Raw genomic sequence first — 16,127 nt, 5'->3', positions numbered from 1 at the left:
GTCGTCATGAAGGCGGTGCGGTACGGCTCCTTGCGAGGGTGGTGCGCGAGGCGGTGCTTCTCGTGGTGCCTTTGGTGGTGTTCTTGGCGGTGCCCTGCCTCGGCCCGACCGACTGCAGGGCCCCCTCCAGCGCGAACGTGGCCGCGCCGAGGGAGACCGGGTCGGTGGGGATCGGGGACAGGACGATCTCGGTGGCGGCCAGCGGCCGGCGCAGCGCGTGCCGGGCCACGGCCCGGCGTACCTCGTCGAGCAGCGGCGCGCCCAGCCGGGAGGCGACCCAGCTGCTGAGCACGACCACTTCGGGGTTGAGCAGGTTGATCAGATCGGAGATGCCGGCACCGAGGTAACGGGCCGTGTCCCGGACCACCTTGAGCGCCACCGGATCGCCCGCGGCGACCGCGCGGGCCAGCGCGTCGATGGTGGCCGTCTGGTCCTCGGGGTGCAACAGCGGCGAGTCCGGGCTCACTTCGCGCAGATTCTGCATGATGCCGGGCGCGCCGACGTAGGTCTCGACACAGCCGTGGTTGCCGCAGTGGCACAGCCGGCCGTCCAGCACCAGCGTGGTGTGACCCCACTCGCCGGCGCTGTTGCTCACCCCCCGGTGCAGCCCGCCGCCGAGCGCCAGACCGGCGCCGACGCCCGTGCCCAGATTGACCACCACCGTGTCGCCGCGGCCGCGCGCGGCCCCGAACCACAGCTCCGCCACCGCGCAGGCGCGCAGCGGGTTGTCCAGGTACAGCGGATACGCGATGTGTTCGGCGAGCAGATCGAGGAACGGCACGTCGTGCCAGTCCCAGTTGGGCGCGTACTCGGCGACGCCGCTGTCCCGGTCCACCTGGCCCGGCACGCTCACCCCGACGCCGAGCACCCGGGCCGCCTCGACCCCGGCCTGCGCCATCACCGCGCCGACGGCGGCGGCGACCTGGCCGACCACCTGTTCCGGGCGGCTCTCGCCGGGCCGCATGTCCTCGTCGGCACGGGCCAGCACGTCGAGCGCCAGGTCGAACAGCTCGACATGGACGTACGTCTCCGCGATGTCCACCCCGATCAGCGCCCCGCCGGAAGCGTTGACGGCCACCAGCCCCCGGGGCCGCCCGCCCGCCGAGTCCTCGAATCCGACCTCGGTGATCATGCGCAGGTCCAGCAGCTCGCCGACCAGCGTGGCGACGGTGGCCAGACTCAGTCCGGTGGCGGCCGCCAACTCCTGCCGGGAGGTAGGAGACTCGGCGATGATCTGGCGCAGCACCTCGTAGCGGTTCGCGGTGCGGATGTCACGCGATGTGCGCTTCACGCGGCGGCCCCTCCCATCCCGTCCAGACCCGGCCGGGGCGGCATCGGCACCGGCGCGGGCGTCAGGCTATGGGCTGCCGACTCCTTTCGACAAGGGGTTAGGAAAGGGGGTGGAAGAAGTCGCGGTCCGCGAAGTTCGGGGTGGACGAAGCAGGGGGTGGAGAGGGCGTCGCTCGTCGCATCACTCGTCGAGCAGCTTCCGGACGAACGCGTTGGTGAACTTCCCGGCCGGATCCAGGGAGCGGGCCAGGGCGCGGAAGTCGGGGAGACGTGCATACAGTCCACGGACGACCGTCGACGGCATCTCGTACACCTTCCCCCAGTGCGGCCGCGGACCGAACGGCTCCAGCGCCTCCTCCAGCCGGCGCACCACGGGCAGGACGGCCGCCTCGTCCGGCACCCACGTGAAGTGCAGCGCCACCGAGTCCCGCCCGTGGGCCGGGCTCAGCCACTGTGTGTCGGCGGCGATCGTCCGCACCTCGCAGGTCTGCAATACACCGGATACTGTCGACCGGATACCGTCTATCGCATACAGCGCCTCCACCGCCGTCGACCGCGGCAGCAGATACTCCGACTGGATCTCCTCCCCGTTGCTCGGCGTGAACTCCGCCCGGAAGTGCGGCAGTCGCTCGTGCCACGGTCCCGGTACACCCAGTTGTCCGGTGCAGTGGGTCGCGGGCATGCCCGGCACCGGGTGCAGTGCGGTGGTCGCGGGTGAGGCCCAGGGGAAGGGCACGGCCGCTTCGTCGGTGCGCCGCTTGACCCACACCTGCCGGAAGCCGGGCTCACGCCAGTCGGTGAACAGGCTCACGCTGTATCCGGCGGCCGCCACCGTCTCGAAGTCCAGCCCCGCCAGCGGGAGTTCGGTGAAGACCCGCTGCTCCACCTCGTACGCCGGCTCCAGGTCGAGGGTGAGGGCGGTGACGACGCCGAGCGCGCCCAGGGAGGTCACGGCGCCGTCGAAGCGCGGGTCGTCCCGGCCGATCGTCACCGCCGCGCCGTCGGCGCGGACCAGCTCCACCTCGCGTACCGCCGAGGCGAGCGGCCGGTTGGTGACGCCGGAGCCGTGGGTGCCGGTCGCCACCGAGCCGGCCACCGAGATGTGCGGCAGAGAGGCCATGTTGGGCAGGGCGAGGCCGTGTGTGTGGACGGCGCGGGCGAGTTCGGCGTAGCGGACGCCGCCGGACACGCGGACCGTGCGTGCCGCCGTGTCGACGTCGGTCACCGCCGGCAGGCCGGCCGTGGAGAGGAGTACGCCGTCCGGGCCCGGGTCGGCGATGCGGTTGAAGGAGTGCCCGCTGCCCAGCATCCGTACCCGCGCGCTGTGCGCCACCAGCGCCGCGAGCGCGTCGGGCGTGCGGGGCCGGTGGAACTCCCGAGCGGTGTACGTGATGGTGCGCGCCCAGTTGGTGACCGTGCCCGCGGTCCCGGCTGTCCCTGTCACCGTTGCGTCCCTCCCGGAGAGTGCGTGTCCGCCGAGCCTCTCATCCGCCATGATCAGGCAGGGTCCACCATCGAGGATGTCTGCGGATTTCGTTGCCGTAACCGGTTGCGATCGATGTATGTGAAATATTGCTGGCTCTTTCTCTGCGGTATCGGTAACTTTCCGGTTCATGAATGAGGAACCGCTGCCCGACCGGCTGCCCGTCACCGACCGTACCCGGCACCGGCGGCTGCGCGAGCAGGGAAGGCTGGAGCGGTCGGAGCTGGAGGCGGTTCTCGACGCCGGGTTCGTCTGTCACCTCGGCGTGGTGGTGGACGGACGGCCGGTCGTCGTGCCGACCGTGTACGGGCGGGACGAGCGGTGGCTGTATCTCCACGGGTCGGTGGCCGGCCGCAGCCTCGCCGGCGACACCCCGGTCTGCGTCACGGTCACGCACGTCGACGGACTGGTGCTCGCGCGGTCCGTCTTCGAGCACGGCGTCAACTACCGCAGCGCCATGATCCACGGCACCGCCCGCAAGGTCACCGACCCCGACCGGAAGCAGGAGGGCCTGCGTCTGCTCACCGAGCACTCCGCACCGGGGCAGTGGTCGTACGCCCGACTGCCCAGCCGCAAGGAACTCGCGGCGACCACCCTTCTCGCCCTCTGCCTGGAAGAGGCCTCCGTCAAGATCCGCACCGGCGCCCCGGAGGACGGCGACGGACCCGATGCGGCCCTCGGACTGTGGGCCGGCGTCCTGCCGCTGACCCCGCGCTGGGGCACCCCGCAGCCCGACCCGGCACTGCCGCCCGGCATCGCCGTACCGGAACACATCGCACGGCGTGCGGGGACCCGGCACGGCTGATCCCCGGGCGGGGGCATACGGTGTGACACGTACGCCTGAACCGGGAGGAGACAGACGGATGGGCAGTCGTACCGCGCTGGTCGAGGATCTGATGGAGCGGTTCCCGCAGGTGCCGCGGGAAGCCGTCATCAAGGAGGACCTGCTCCGCGGCGGCGTCGCCTTCGACCCGTCCGCCCTCAGCGACAACGAGAGCGGCGAGGTCAAGCCGAAGTCGTACTTCATCTTCTCCTTCGACCACGGCACCCTGCCCGAACTGGGCGAGGCCGCGCTGCGCAGGCCCCCGGAGGAGATCATCCTCACCGGCGGCCCGTACGACCTGCGCCGCACCGTGGTCTCCGTACGGGTGAACCCCGCCTCGCCCTACCGGGTCGCCGCCGACGAGGACGGACTGCTCGGGCTCTACCTCGACGGCAGGCGGATCGCGGACGTCGGCGTGCCGCCCATGCCGGAGTACTACCGGCACACCCTGTCCAACGGGAAGTCCGTGATGGAGGTCGCCCCGACCATCCAGTGGGGCTACCTGATCTACCTCACCGTCTTCCGGGTCTGCCAGTACTTCGGCGCCAAGGAGGAGTGCCAGTACTGCGACATCAACCACAACTGGCGCCAGCACAAGGCGGCCGGGCGGCCGTACACCGGCGTCAAGGACGTGGAGGAGGTCCTGGAGGCGCTGGAGATCATCGACCGGTACGACACCCAGAAGGCGTCCACCGCGTACACGCTCACCGGCGGAGCCATTACGAAAACGGTTTCCGGACGCGACGAGGCCGACTTCTACGGCCACTACGCCAAGGCCATCGAGGAGCGCTTCCCGGGCCGCTGGATCGGCAAGGTCGTCGCCCAGGCGCTGCCGCGCGACGACGTGCAGCGGTTCAAGGACTACGGCGTGCAGATCTACCACCCCAACTTCGAGGTGTGGGACCGCAGGCTGTTCGAGCTGTACTGCCCCGGCAAGGAGCGCTACGTCGGCCGCGACGAGTGGCACCGGCGGATCCTGGACTCCGCCGAGGTGTTCGGCCCGCGCAACGTGATCCCCAACTTCGTGGCAGGCGTGGAGATGGCCGAGCCGTTCGGCTTCACGACCGTGGACGAGGCCATCGCGTCGACCACCGAGGGGCTGCGCTTCTTCATGTCGCACGGCATCACGCCCCGCTTCACCACCTGGTGCCCGGAGCCCACCACCCCGCTCGGCAAGGCCAACCCGCAGGGCGCGCCGCTGGAGTACCACATCCGGCTGCTCCAGGCCTACCGGCAGACGATGGACGACTTCGGCCTGTCCTCGCCGCCCGGCTACGGCCCGCCCGGACCCGGCCGCGCGGTCTTCTCGGTCAGCTCCTTCATGGACAGCCTGCCCGCCGCCGACGAGCCCGCGAGCGAACCGGCGGGGCGGTGAGTGATGCGGCCTCCGCGTCCGTACCAGAGGCGGGAGTCGGGGTTCGTCGCGACGCGCATCCGTCCCGCCACCATGCGTCACCGGATGTGAACAGGCCGCTTGTCAGTTGTGTCGGGGTCGTGAAAGGCTCGGTGCTCTGCCGCGGGGTTCCACGCAACTCCCTTTCTCCTATGGAGAGTTGACCTCGCTCGTGGATGCAGGAGTCCCATGCCCGACCTGCCGACCCCCCAGGACCCCACCGAGGCCGCGCTGTTCTCGGAGGGCTGGGACGCGGTGCTCAGTTACGCGGACCTGTGCACCTCCGGGTCCGTGACGGCCCATCAACTGGCCACCGAGGCCTTCGCGCTCGGCGTGCGCGAGATCCGCGCGGCCGAGCGCACCCATGTGCGCGGCGCCGGCCGCCGCGGCGCCCGGCTGCCGACGATCCCGGCCCTGCTCACCGCCGTACGCGACACCGCCGCCGGCTGGGAGGCCGGCGGTGACGGGCACAAGCTCGACCCCGAGCTGCGGCTGTGGCTCAACTCCGGCCAGGCGGCCCGCTGTTCGGGACCGCCGCTGCAGAGGCCGATCGCCCTGCGGGGCCTGCGGGACATGCAGGAGGCCGATGCCTCGCTGCTCTGGCTGGCCGAGGTGGAGGCGCTGCCCCTGCCCGTCGTCGCCCGTCGGCTGGGCCTCGACCCGGCCACCGTCGGCGACGAACTCGACCAGGTCCGCACCCTGTTCCGCGACCGCTGCCACCGGGCCCACCTGGACACCCCGCTGGACGCGCAGTGCCGCTCGTACGCCCGGCTGCTCGACGCGGTCACCCGCTCGCCGGTCGCCGACACCCCCGGCGACCTCTCCCGGCACCTCGCCACCTGCGTGCGCTGCGCCGAGGCCGCGGCCTGCCTGCGGCTGCACGGCGGCGGACTGCCCGCCGCGCTGGCCGGCGGGGTCGTCGGCTGGGGCGGCCTCGCCTACCTGGAGCGCCGCCGGCGCGCCGCCGAGGTCCGCCTCGGCGCCGGCCGCCCCGGTGCCGAGGCGGACCCCGGTGACACCGAGGAGGGCGGCGGCCGCAGCCGGGCGCTGCGCGGCGGGCTGCTCGTCGCCGCCGTTGTGCTGTCGGCGCTCGCGCTCGGCGCGTCGATGATGCCGTTCGGCGGCTCGGGCTCCGGCGACGACACGGCCGCCGGCGGCCGCGACGACCGTCAGCCGGTCGCCGACCCCAGCGTCTCCCGCTCCGCGAGCCGTTCCGCCGCGCCGCCGTCGTCCACCGCGGGCAGCCCGTCCGCGACCCCCTCCGCGACCGGTACGGCGGCGAACCCCGGCCGTACGCAGCCGGATCCCGAACCGCAGGGCAGCACCTCCACGGCCGAGCAGCAGTCCGGCGCCGCCGGGTCCGCGGACGCGTCCTGCCGGGTCGCCTACGACGTCGTCAACCAGTGGGCCGCCGGCTTCCAGGCCGCCGTCACCGTCACCACCGACCGGCCCCTCACCGACTGGCGGGTCTCCTGGAGCTTCCACGACGGCCAGCGGGTCGGCCAGATGTGGGACGCCACCGTCCACCAGGACGGCTCGCGCGTCACCGCCACCGCCGCCGACTACAACAGGACCGTCGCCGCGCACGGCACCCTGTCCTTCGGCTTCCTCGCCACCTGGCAGGACGCGAACCGGGCACCGTACGGCTTCACACTCAACGGGGCGTCCTGCGCGGCCGGCTGAACAAATGCTTTGACGCCGGGTCCCGCCCGGGGGCTGCATTGATCACGCATGTTGAGGTGGTGTGCGCACGAGCGGTGCGAGAGAGAGGAGGAGGTGTCGACCGATGGCTGTCACGGCGCCGGGTTCTGCCCCCGTCCAGGAACTCCTCAAGTCCACCTCCGCGGCCACCGGCTGATCCGACCGCGTCCGCGCGCCTGCCCGGGGCCACCCTTGTGAAGGGTCTCCCTTGACTTCCACCTCCGCTGTGTTCACCGCGCTGGCACCCCTCGGCTGGGACGAGGCCTGGGCCGGCGCGTTCGACTCCCACGCCGCCGCCGGGCTGCTGCCCGGCCGGGTCGTACGGGTCGACCGCGGCCGGTGCGACGTCGTCACCGCCGACGGAACCGTCCGCGCCGACGCCGAGTTCGTCGTGCCCCGCGACCCGATGAAGGTCGTGTGCACGGCGGACTGGGTCGCCGTCGGCCCCGGCGGTGATCCGCGGTACGTCCGGGCGTATCTGCCCCGCCGCACCGCCTTCGTCCGCTCCTCCTCCAAGGGGTCCGAGGGGCAGGTCCTCGCCGCCGACGTCGACCACGCCGTCCTCGTCGTGTCCCTCGCCGCCGAACTCGACCTGGGCCGCGTCGAGCGCTTCCTCGCCCTCGCCTGGGAGAGAGGCGCGACTGCGCAGCGGTGAAGCACGCTTGGAAAGCGTGTGGGGGGCAACCCCTCACAAGTTCGAATCTCGTATCCTCCGCAGCCGCCTGAACAGGCGAGACGAGGAGCCGAGCCGCGACTGTGGCTCGGCTCCTCGTCGTGCGCCGGCTCCAGTTTTGGTTGCATTTATATCGCCCCATCAAGGATATTTCGGCGAGCGGGTAGCCAGATCTTCTACTGCCGTCGGCCCGTATCGTCGGGCTGGGCCCGCGGCGGGGCGGTGCCCCGGACTCCGTCTTCGTACGGCATCCGCCGATCATGGAACTGCGCCATCCTTGACCTTGGTGCCGAAGCGCTTCGGCCCGCCGGTGGTCTCCCCTACCCGTCGAGGTGCACCCTCATGAAGTCCCGATCGACGCTTGCGACTTGGCTGAGCGCACTCGATGGCTCCCGCCTGGCACGCGTACTCGCGATGCGGAAGGACGCAGCCTCCTCGCCGGAGCCCCGCTCGGTGGGGGAACTGGCGGACCGCCTCCAACGTCCGGGGTCCGTGGCACTCGTCCTGCCGCAACTCACGCTGCCGTGCTTGCAGGCCGCCGAGGCCCTGGCCGCCCTGGGAGCCCGAGCGACCCGGGACAGCCTGGCGGAGTTGCTCGGCGCGACGTCCGCCGCGGCGGTACACGCGCTGGACGCGACCCTGGAGGAACTGTCGGATCGGGCGCTCGTGTGGCACGACGGCAACGGGGCACTCCGCATGTCCACGCCCTTGCGGCAGGCGTGGAGCACGCCCCTGGGGCTTGACGCTCCGCTGGAAGAGCTGCTGGCCGGCGCCACCTCGGAGGAACTGCGCGGCATGCTGGCGGTCCTGGGCATCAAGCCCCCCGGCACCAAGCAGCAGCGACTCGCGGCTCTCGTGGAGCATCACAGTGACGCGGAACGAGTCGCCGCGCTGGTGGCGGAGGCACCGGCGGCCACAAGGAAGTTGCTTGATCAGAGTGCCAGGTCCACGCCGCGTCAGTCACTGTTCGTCGCGTTCGGGGCTCCTGCCCGCGACCTCCAACCAGGCGCCCGATGGGCCCTCGACCGCGGGCTTCTGCTGCAGGACCGTCACCGGTACGGGTTCGTCCGGACGCCGGTCGAGGTGGCCTTGGCTCTGCGGGGCTCCGATTGGCACGCTCCGTTCGAACCTCTGCCGCCCGTCACACAGTTGGTGCCCATCACCTCCTCGGCGGTGGAGCGGGAGGCCGCGGCGGCAGCCACCGCGTTCGCGGCCCATGCCGCCTCCGTCCTTTCGGTGTGCGCGACCGCTCCGCCGACCCGGCTGAAGTCGGGCGGGATCGGCGCACGTGAACTGGCCCGGCTCGGCAAGGCCGCCCAAGCGGACGACGCCGTCGTACGCATCGCCCTGGAGACCGCGTACGCCGCCGGGCTGCTGGCCCGCGACGGCGATCGCGTACCTCCCACCGAGGCTTACGACGCCTGGGCCGAGCAGGAGCCCGCAGAACAACTCGCCGTACTGCTCCGGGCATGGGGGGACCTGCCGCTCACCCCCACCCGGGCGCGCGACGAAGACAACAAGGCGCTTCCCGCGCTCGCCGGTGCGCCTGACTGCGACGGCTGTCTGCAGGCCCGCCACGGGCTGCTCACCGCGGCAGCGGGGCTTCCGGCAGGACAGGGTGTGAAGGCCGCTTCGGAGCTGGGGCCGCTCGTGGCCTGGCACCGTCCGCTCGCCGACGACGCCTCGCCCGAGGACACGGCACCGTTCAGCACTGTGATCCGCGAAGGCGAACTGCTGGGCGTGCTGGCACGGGGTGCGCTGTCCCCGCTCGGTGTCCATCTGGCGGCCCACGCCGACGAAGAACTCGCCATCACGACCCGGCGGCTGCTGCCCCCCGCGACCACGACGGCCCGGATCGGCGCCGACCTCACCGCCGTCGTCACCGGCACCCCGTCCGCGCGACTCGCAGCGCTGCTGGATTCGATGGCCGACCGGGAGACCAGTGGCACGGCGTCGGTATGGCGCTTCAGTGCCGGCAGTATCCGCCGGGCCCTGGACGCCGGCCGTACCCCGGACGACATCACAGCCGACCTGGCCGCCGGCTCCACCACGGCCCTGCCACAGCCGCTGACCTATCTCATCGCCGACACCGCACGAGGTCATGGACGGATGCGCATCGCCCCCGCGGCCTGTGTCATCCACGGCGAGGAACCCGCACTCCTGGCCGAACTCGCCGCCCACCGCGCACTGTCCAAGCTCGCCCTGCGGCAGCTCGCCCCGACGGTCCTGGTCAGCAGCAGCCCACCCGCGACGACTCTCGCCACGCTCCGCGCTGCGGGCTACGCCCCGGTTGCCGAGACCGCCGGGGGAACGGTACGCGTCGAAAAGCGCCTGCCGCACAGGGCCGCCGCTGCCGTCCCGCCCCCACGAGGGAACGTCGGGAGGGGCGGCCCCCGGACCACCGCAACCCGCGCCTCGGACATGCCCACCGACGCCGGGACGGACGCCCTGGCTGACCGGCTGCTCAAGGCACCGCCGGCAGCACCGGAACCCGACCCGTTCGGCAGCGGGGTGCCTTTCGCGACGGACACCGAGGAGATCGTCGCCGGATACGCGAAGCACCTGTCGTACAGCGACGTCCGCCAGGTCGCCCATGCCATCGACACCGGTGCGGCCATCACGGTCGAGTACGTCGCCACCTCGGGCAACCGGACCGTACGCACCCTCAGCGACCTGCAACTCGACCCGCCCTACCTCGACGCCTGGTGCCACCTGCGCGAAGCGGATCGCGTCTTCACTCTCTCCCGCATCCATGGCGTGATGCCCGCGTAGGACTCGGCGGCCAAGGCCGGGTGCCCGGGCCCGCCACCCGCGAACAGCTCCCGCTCCTTGACCAGCACGGCCTGTGACGGGCGCTGCCCGTATCCGGAAGTTCATCCACTCCACCTGCGGTCTCCGGCTGAACTTCCTGCCCGCTGCGCGCTGTGAGCGCGGCAATGGCTGCTGCGCCATCGCGACCATCAGGTGGCGGTGACAACCAACGCGGCCCGGTCGTCGAGGGTGGCATTGCCTGCGAACGTTGTGACTGCAGCGGTGATGGACTCGATGAGGGTGGGGGCGGTGGGTGTCGTGGTCCGGTCGACGACGAGCGCGTCGGCCAGGCGGTCCTCGCCGAAGAGTTCGCCGTCGGCGGAGCGGGCCTCGGTGATGCCGTCGGTGACCAGGACCAGGCTGTCGCCGGGGCGCAGGTCGATGTCGAACGGGCAGAAGGCGGGGTCGGGACGGATGCCCAACAGCAGGCCTGGTTGCGGGAGTTCTTCGACCGTGCCGTCGGCCCGGCGCACGAGGGGCGGTACGTGGCCCGCTCGAATCAGGTTGAGCGCGAGGCGAGACGGGGAGTGCCGCAGCTCGCCGTAGACAAGTGAAACGAACTGGTCCTCATCGGCGGTGCCTGCCGTCAACGCGTCGTTGATGGCGGTGACCACCGCGGTCGGGTCGTTCCCGAGGCGGGCGGCGGCGCGTGCGGTGTGGCGGACCATTCCGGTGGTGGTGGCCGCCAGTGCGCCGCGCCCCGACACATCGCCGATCATGAACGCCCAGCGGTCGCCGGACAGCGGGAAGACGTCGTAGAAGTCGCCGCCGACGTCGAGTCCTTCCCCGGCCGGATGGTACGAGGCGGCCAAGGTCACGCCGGGAATTCTGGGCAACTCGGGAGGCAACAGGCCTGCCTGCAGGTCGTGGGCCAGCCGGACGCGGTCGGTGAACTGGTGGGCGTTGTCGGCACTCGAAGCGGCCCGGCGGGCGAGCTCCTGGGCCAGGGCGATCGTGTGGCCGTCCAGAGTCAGGGCGGTGGTCAGGAGAGTCAGCGTGCCGAAGGTGCGGCCCCGGGTGGCCAGCGGCACGCACACGTAACCCGTGACGCCGAACTGCGCGCAGGAGCTGCCCGTGGGGGACGTCTCGATGGCGCCGGAGGCCAGCACGCGGGCGACGGCGGCGTCCACGTCGTCGCACAGCGCGGGGGAGGAGAGGAGCTGTTCCCCCTCCCGGGTCGAGGCGGCGACGGCGATGCGGCGGGTCCGTCCGCGCTCGACCACGTGGACGGCGCACAGCGGCGCCAGGCCCGGAACGGTCAGCCTGGCCATGCACTGCAGGCTCTCCGAATAGTGTGTCTCGCCCGTGATGGCGGTGCTCGCTTCCAGCAGGAAGGCCAGATCCTCACGGACCGCCTTCTCACGCTCCTGGGCGGCGCGCCGCGCCTCCACCGCACAGTGGCGCTCGATGGCCAGCGCGGCTATGCGTGCGAACGCGACGCTGAGCTTCACATCCCTGTCCGCAGGAGCCTTGGGGGTGCTGTGGTACATCGCGAAGGTGCCCAGCAGCCGGCCGTCCGCGTCCTGGATCGGCGTGGACCAGCACGCCGCGACCCCGGCCCGCAGTGCCAGGTCGCGGTAGTCCTTCCACAGGGGATCGGTGGCGATGTCCGTGACGATCACGGGTTCGTGCCGGAAGGCGGCCGTGCCGCACGAGCCGGCACCGTCGGCGATGGGTGTCCCGTCGATCGCCTCGTTGTAGAAGTCGGGCAGGTGTGGGGCGGTGCCGTGCCGCAGGTGCTGTCCGTCGGGATCGACGAGCAGTACCGAAACGATCATGTCCGGGGAGAACTCTTCGATTGCCGCAACCATGCCGTCGAGGATCTCGGCGAGAGGGGCGTCGCGTGCGATCTGCTCCAGCAACACGCGCTGCTCCGAGGCCAGGAGATGCGCGTCGTGGTATGCGGTGGTCTCGACCGCGATCACCACGACCCCGTCGATCCGGCCGGCCCCGTCCCAACGGGGCTCGTAGGTGAAGTCGAAGAACCCCTCCCGCTGCCGGCCCGGCTCTCCCAGCATCAGCCGCCCGTCCCGGGCCCGGTATGCGACACCGGTGCGGTAGACCTCGTCGAGCCGGTCGAGGACGCCCTGCGGAACCAATTCCGGAATCACCTCTCCGACCGGCTCGCCGACGCGCCCGCGGTCGCACCCCATGGCCTCGAAGAATGCCGAGTTCGCCACTTCCAGCAGGTGTCTCGGGCCGCTGAGCGCAGCGAAGATCACCGGGGCCTGCCCAAAGAGGTCCGCGTACTCCTCGCTCCGCCGGTCGATGGGGACAGAGCGGGCCATGGCCGAACTGTGGGGATCGAAATATATGGACATGACAGGACGTCCTCTCCTGTCTCCTCCGCCCGCGGACGTCGTCGTCTCGCCTCTCCACTCTGACACATGTCTCCGCTGTTTCCGGGCCGCAGCCGGGCCGGTCATGGCGGCGCTTCACGACCGGGGGGGCTGACGGCGCGACTCCAGGAGGCCGACGGCGCATGGGGTGCCGAGCCCGTCGTCCACCGGAGGCGGCCTGGCCGTCCCCTCGAGGAACGACGGGGGAAATTCCGTGGTGCCGCAGAGGGAGCGCCCCTACAGTGGAGCCTGCTCCTCGCGGTGGCCGCTGGCTGCCGCGGTCAGTCGTGTGGAGAACGGGAGGTGTGACCGATGGCTGTCGTTGAGACGGGCGTTGCCCGCATGCGGAAGTTCATGCAGTCCACCTCCGTGGTCTCCGGCTGACCTCACTCTTCTCCCGCGCCCGTGAGCGCGGCGCCGAGGCCACCCTTGTGAAGGGTCCTCCCTTGTCTTTCTCCTTTCTCGTGAGTTCGTCCTCGTCTTCCCCGCATCCTCTCGCCCCGTACGGCTGGGACGAGGACTGGGAAGCCGAGTTCGCTCCCTACGCCGAGCAGGGCCTCCTGCCCGGCCGCGTCGTACGCGTCGACCGCGGCCAGTGCGACGTCGTCACCCCGGCCGGCACCGTCCGTGCCGACACCGAGTTCGTCGTCCCCCGTGACCCCATGAAGGTCGTGTGCACAGGGGACTGGGTCGCCGTCGACCCCGAAGGCAGCGACCCGCGATACGTGCGGATGCTGCTGCCACGGCGTACCGCCTTCGTGCGCTCGACGTCGTCCAAGCGTTCCGACGGCCAGGTGCTGGCCACTAACATCGATCACGTCGTCATCTGTGTGTCGCTCGCGGGCGAACTGGACCTCGGGCGGATCGAGCGGTTCCTGGCCTTGGCCATGTCCTGTTCGAGTGGTGAGGCGCTGCTGCATAAGTCGGCGCTCTCCTGGGAGTCCGGCGCCCAGCCCGTCGTCGTCCTCGGCAAGGCCGACCTCGTGCCGGACCCGGTCACCCTCGCCCACCTCGTGCACGACGTCGAAACCAGCGCGCCCGGCGTACCCGTGCTCGGCGTCAGCGCCCTGCGCGGCGACGGACTCGACGCGCTCCTCGCGCGCGTCGGCTCCGGTACGTCCGTGCTGCTCGGCCAGTCCGGCGCGGGCAAGTCCACGCTGGCCAACGCCCTCCTGGGCGAGGACGTCATGGACGTACGGGCCGCCCGGGACGTCGACGGCAAGGGGCGGCACACCACCACCACCCGCAATCTGCTCGTCCTGCCCTCGGGCGGGGTCCTGATCGACACGCCCGGGCTGCGCGGGGTCGGCCTGTTCGACGCCGCGAGCGGGGTCGGGCAGGTGTTCTCCGAGATCGAGGAGCTGGCCGGGCGGTGCCGCTTCCACGACTGCGCGCACGAGACCGAGCCGGGCTGCGCGGTCCGCTCCGCCGTGGACAGCGGGCAACTGCCCGCGCGGCGGCTGGAGAGCTACCGCAAGCTGATGCGCGAGAACCGGTGGATCGTCGCCAAGACCGACGCACGCGTGCGCGCGGAGCGCGGGCGGCACGGGCGCAGGAAGGAGGCCGAGGGCAGGGCGGCGAGGGAGCTCAAGCGGGCGCGGTACCAGTAGCCACGCCCGCAGCGTCGCGTCCGATTTCCGCTAGCCGCGTTCCTCCCCCCGCCCCACACTGGAAGGCGTGATGGACGAGGACAGCAGGTACGAGGCGGTGCGCAGCCGGGACGGGCGGTTCGACGGGGCGTTCTTCTTCGCCGTCGAGACCACCGGGATCTACTGCCGGCCCAGCTGCCCGGCGGTGACGCCCAAGCGGCACAACGTGCGCTTCTTCGCCACGGCCGCCGCTGCGCAGGGATCCGGGTTCCGGGCCTGCCGGCGGTGCCGGCCGGACGCGGTGCCGGGGTCGGCGGAGTGGAACGTACGGGCGGACGTGGTCGGCCGGGCCATGCGGCTGATCTCCGACGGCGTCGTGGACCGCGAAGGCGTCTCCGGGCTCGCCTCCCGGCTCGGCTACAGCGCCCGGCAGGTGCAGCGCCAGCTCACCGCCGAACTCGGCGCCGGACCGGTGGCGCTCGCCCGGGCCCAGCGGGCGCACACCGCGCGGGTGCTGCTCCAGACCACCGGGCTGCCCGTCACCGAGATCGCCTTCGCCGCCGGGTTCGCCAGCGTGCGGCAGTTCAACGACACCGTCCGGGAGGTGTACGCCTCGACACCGACCGAGGTGCGCGCCGCCGCCCCCCGCGCCCGGGACGGCCGCCGCGCCGCACCCGGCGCCGGCATACCGCTGCGGCTCGCCCACCGGGGCCCGTACCAGGCCGCCGCGGTCTTCGACCAGCTGGCGGCCGAGGCGGTCGCCGGGGTCGAGGAGGTCTGCGGCCCGCCGGGCGGCCGTACCTACCGGCGCACCCTGCGGCTGCCGTACGGCACCGGGATCGCAGCCGTCGAGGAGCGCACCCGGGCGGCGCGCACCGGCACCCGGCCGGGCGGCTGGCTCGACGCGCGGCTGCACCTGACCGACCCCCGGGACCTGACGACCGCGGTGCAGCGGCTGCGGCGGCTGTTCGACCTCGACGCCGACCCGTACGCCGTCGACGAACGGCTCGGCGCCGACCCGCGGCTCGCCCCGCTCGTCGCCGCCCGGCCCGGACTGCGCTCGCCCGGCGCCGTCGACCCGCTGGAGCCCGCCGTGCGCGCACTGGTGGGCAGGGCGGGCGCCGAGCCGCTGGTGCGGCGCTACGGCAAGGCGCTCGACGCGCCCTGCGGCAGCCTGACCCATCTCTTCCCGGAGCCCGCCGTGCTCGCCGAGGCCGCGCCCGACGGTCCGCTGCGCGCGCTCGCCGCGGCCCTCGCCGACGGCACCCTGCGGCTGGACGCGGGCGCCGACCGGGACGACGCCGCGGCCGCCCTGCTCGCCCTGCCCGGTATGGAGCCGGCCGCCGTCGCCGCCGTCCGCGTCCGCGCCCTCGGCGATCCGGACGTCGCCCCGCCCGGCACCGAGGTCCCCGACGCCTGGCGGCCCTGGCGGTCGTACGCCGTCCAACACCTGTGCGTGGCGGGGGAGTTGGGTTGATGGCCGACACGTACTGGACGCGCCTCGACTCCCCGGTCGGCACGCTGCCGCTCACCGCCGCCGCGGACGGGGCGCTGACCTCGCTGTCCGTGCCCGGGCAGAAGGGCGGGCGGAGCGTCGAGGAGGGGTGGCGGTGCGACCCGGGGCCGTTCCGCACCGCCGCGGACCAGCCCGGCGCCTACTTCGCCGGTGAACTCACCGCGTTCCGGCTCCCGTTGGCCGCACACGGCACCGCGTTGCAGTGGGGGTCCCCCCTGCTCGAACAGAGCCGAGAGCTTGGGGGAGGGTATGGGCCGCGCTGGACGAGGTGCCGTACGGCGGCACGGTCACCTACGGCGAGATCGCCGCGCGCATCGGCGCCTCCCGCGCGGCCGTGCGCGCCGTCGGCGGGGCGATCGGCGCCCACCCCCTGCTGATCGTGCTCCCCTGTCACCGGGTGATCGGCGCGGACGGCTCGCTGACCGGGTACGCGGGCGGCCTCGACCGCAAGGCCCTGCTGCTGACCCTGGAGGGCGCGCTGCACGGCTAGGGGGTGTCGTCTGGATCGG

9 protein-coding genes and 2 pseudogenes are annotated in these 16,127 nt (G+C 72.4%); 8 read left to right on the top strand and 3 right to left on the bottom strand.

Annotated features, from left to right (window positions below; translation table 11 throughout):
• Positions 1-4: 4 nt before the first annotated feature.
• Together ACZ4MF_RS12985 and ACZ4MF_RS12980 are read right to left on the bottom strand one after the other, a co-directional pair.
• Positions 5-1,291 carry an ROK family transcriptional regulator gene (locus tag ACZ4MF_RS12985; protein ID WP_467492075.1) on the bottom strand — a complete coding sequence of 429 codons (1,287 nt, stop codon included), beginning with the start codon at positions 1,289-1,291 and terminating at the stop codon, positions 5-7.
• A gap of 180 nt (positions 1,292-1,471) precedes the next feature.
• Positions 1,472-2,734 (bottom strand): FAD-binding protein, encoded by a 1,263-nt coding sequence (locus ACZ4MF_RS12980; protein WP_467492074.1) that lies wholly within the window; start codon positions 2,732-2,734, stop codon positions 1,472-1,474.
• Positions 2,735-2,903: 169 nt separating this feature from the next.
• Between ACZ4MF_RS12980 and ACZ4MF_RS12975 the strand changes: the two genes are divergently transcribed.
• The 5 genes and pseudogenes from ACZ4MF_RS12975 (at position 2,904) to ACZ4MF_RS12955 (ending at position 10,135) form a co-directional block, all read left to right on the top strand.
• Positions 2,904-3,578 carry a pyridoxamine 5'-phosphate oxidase family protein gene (locus ACZ4MF_RS12975; RefSeq protein WP_467492073.1) on the top strand — a complete coding sequence of 225 codons (675 nt, stop codon included), beginning with the start codon at positions 2,904-2,906 and terminating at the stop codon, positions 3,576-3,578.
• A gap of 58 nt (positions 3,579-3,636) precedes the next feature.
• Positions 3,637-4,971, top strand: coding sequence for a radical SAM protein (locus ACZ4MF_RS12970; RefSeq protein ID WP_467492072.1), 1,335 nt, complete (start codon positions 3,637-3,639; stop codon positions 4,969-4,971).
• Positions 4,972-5,178: 207 nt separating this feature from the next.
• Entirely contained in the window at positions 5,179-6,672 is a 1,494-nt protein-coding gene (locus ACZ4MF_RS12965; RefSeq protein ID WP_467492071.1) for a cellulose binding domain-containing protein, read from the top strand.
• 226 nt (positions 6,673-6,898) lie between these two features.
• A pseudogene (rsgA, locus tag ACZ4MF_RS12960) lies at positions 6,899-7,330 on the top strand (GTPase RsgA); the annotation flags it as partial.
• A gap of 375 nt (positions 7,331-7,705) precedes the next feature.
• On the top strand, positions 7,706-10,135 hold the full coding sequence (locus ACZ4MF_RS12955; RefSeq protein WP_467492070.1) for a helicase-associated domain-containing protein: 2,430 nt from the start codon (positions 7,706-7,708) through the stop codon (positions 10,133-10,135).
• A gap of 188 nt (positions 10,136-10,323) precedes the next feature.
• Here the strand turns inward: ACZ4MF_RS12955 and ACZ4MF_RS12950 are convergent, their stop codons facing one another.
• Positions 10,324-12,462 (bottom strand): SpoIIE family protein phosphatase, encoded by a 2,139-nt coding sequence (locus ACZ4MF_RS12950; protein WP_467492069.1) that lies wholly within the window; start codon positions 12,460-12,462, stop codon positions 10,324-10,326.
• A 497-nt stretch (positions 12,463-12,959) separates the two neighbouring features.
• On the opposite strand from ACZ4MF_RS12950, the gene rsgA (ACZ4MF_RS12945) reads away from it, so the two are divergent.
• The 3 genes and pseudogenes from rsgA (ACZ4MF_RS12945) (at position 12,960) to ACZ4MF_RS12935 (ending at position 16,108) form a co-directional block, all read left to right on the top strand.
• On the top strand, positions 12,960-14,123 hold the full coding sequence (rsgA, locus tag ACZ4MF_RS12945) for a ribosome small subunit-dependent GTPase A (RefSeq protein ID WP_467492068.1): 1,164 nt from the start codon (positions 12,960-12,962) through the stop codon (positions 14,121-14,123).
• Between the two features lie 70 nt (positions 14,124-14,193).
• Positions 14,194-15,579: a bifunctional transcriptional activator/DNA repair enzyme AdaA gene (locus tag ACZ4MF_RS12940; RefSeq protein WP_467492299.1), complete on the top strand. Its 1,386-nt coding sequence runs from the start codon at positions 14,194-14,196 to the stop codon at positions 15,577-15,579.
• Positions 15,579-16,108, top strand: a pseudogene (locus tag ACZ4MF_RS12935) (methylated-DNA--[protein]-cysteine S-methyltransferase). The gene ACZ4MF_RS12940 and the pseudogene ACZ4MF_RS12935 overlap by 1 nt, the downstream one beginning before the upstream one ends.
• The last annotated feature ends 19 nt before the right edge of the window (positions 16,109-16,127 follow it).

The sequence above is a fragment of the Streptomyces sp. NPDC025793 genome (assembly GCF_055558375.1).
This window is presented reverse-complemented; position numbering and strand designations above follow the sequence as displayed.

Excerpts from the sequence above, each read along its gene's own strand:
- ACZ4MF_RS12950 (WP_467492069.1), bottom strand. The coding sequence starts at position 12,462 with ATGGCCCGCTCTGTCCCCATCGACCGGCGGAGCGAGGAGTACGCGGAC.
- ACZ4MF_RS12965 (WP_467492071.1), top strand. The coding sequence starts at position 5,179 with ATGCCCGACCTGCCGACCCCCCAGGACCCCACCGAGGCCGCGCTGTTC.
- ACZ4MF_RS12970 (WP_467492072.1), top strand. The coding sequence starts at position 3,637 with ATGGGCAGTCGTACCGCGCTGGTCGAGGATCTGATGGAGCGGTTCCCG.
- ACZ4MF_RS12940 (WP_467492299.1), top strand. The coding sequence starts at position 14,194 with ATGGACGAGGACAGCAGGTACGAGGCGGTGCGCAGCCGGGACGGGCGG.
- ACZ4MF_RS12955 (WP_467492070.1), top strand. The coding sequence starts at position 7,706 with ATGAAGTCCCGATCGACGCTTGCGACTTGGCTGAGCGCACTCGATGGC.
- ACZ4MF_RS12975 (WP_467492073.1), top strand. The coding sequence starts at position 2,904 with ATGAATGAGGAACCGCTGCCCGACCGGCTGCCCGTCACCGACCGTACC.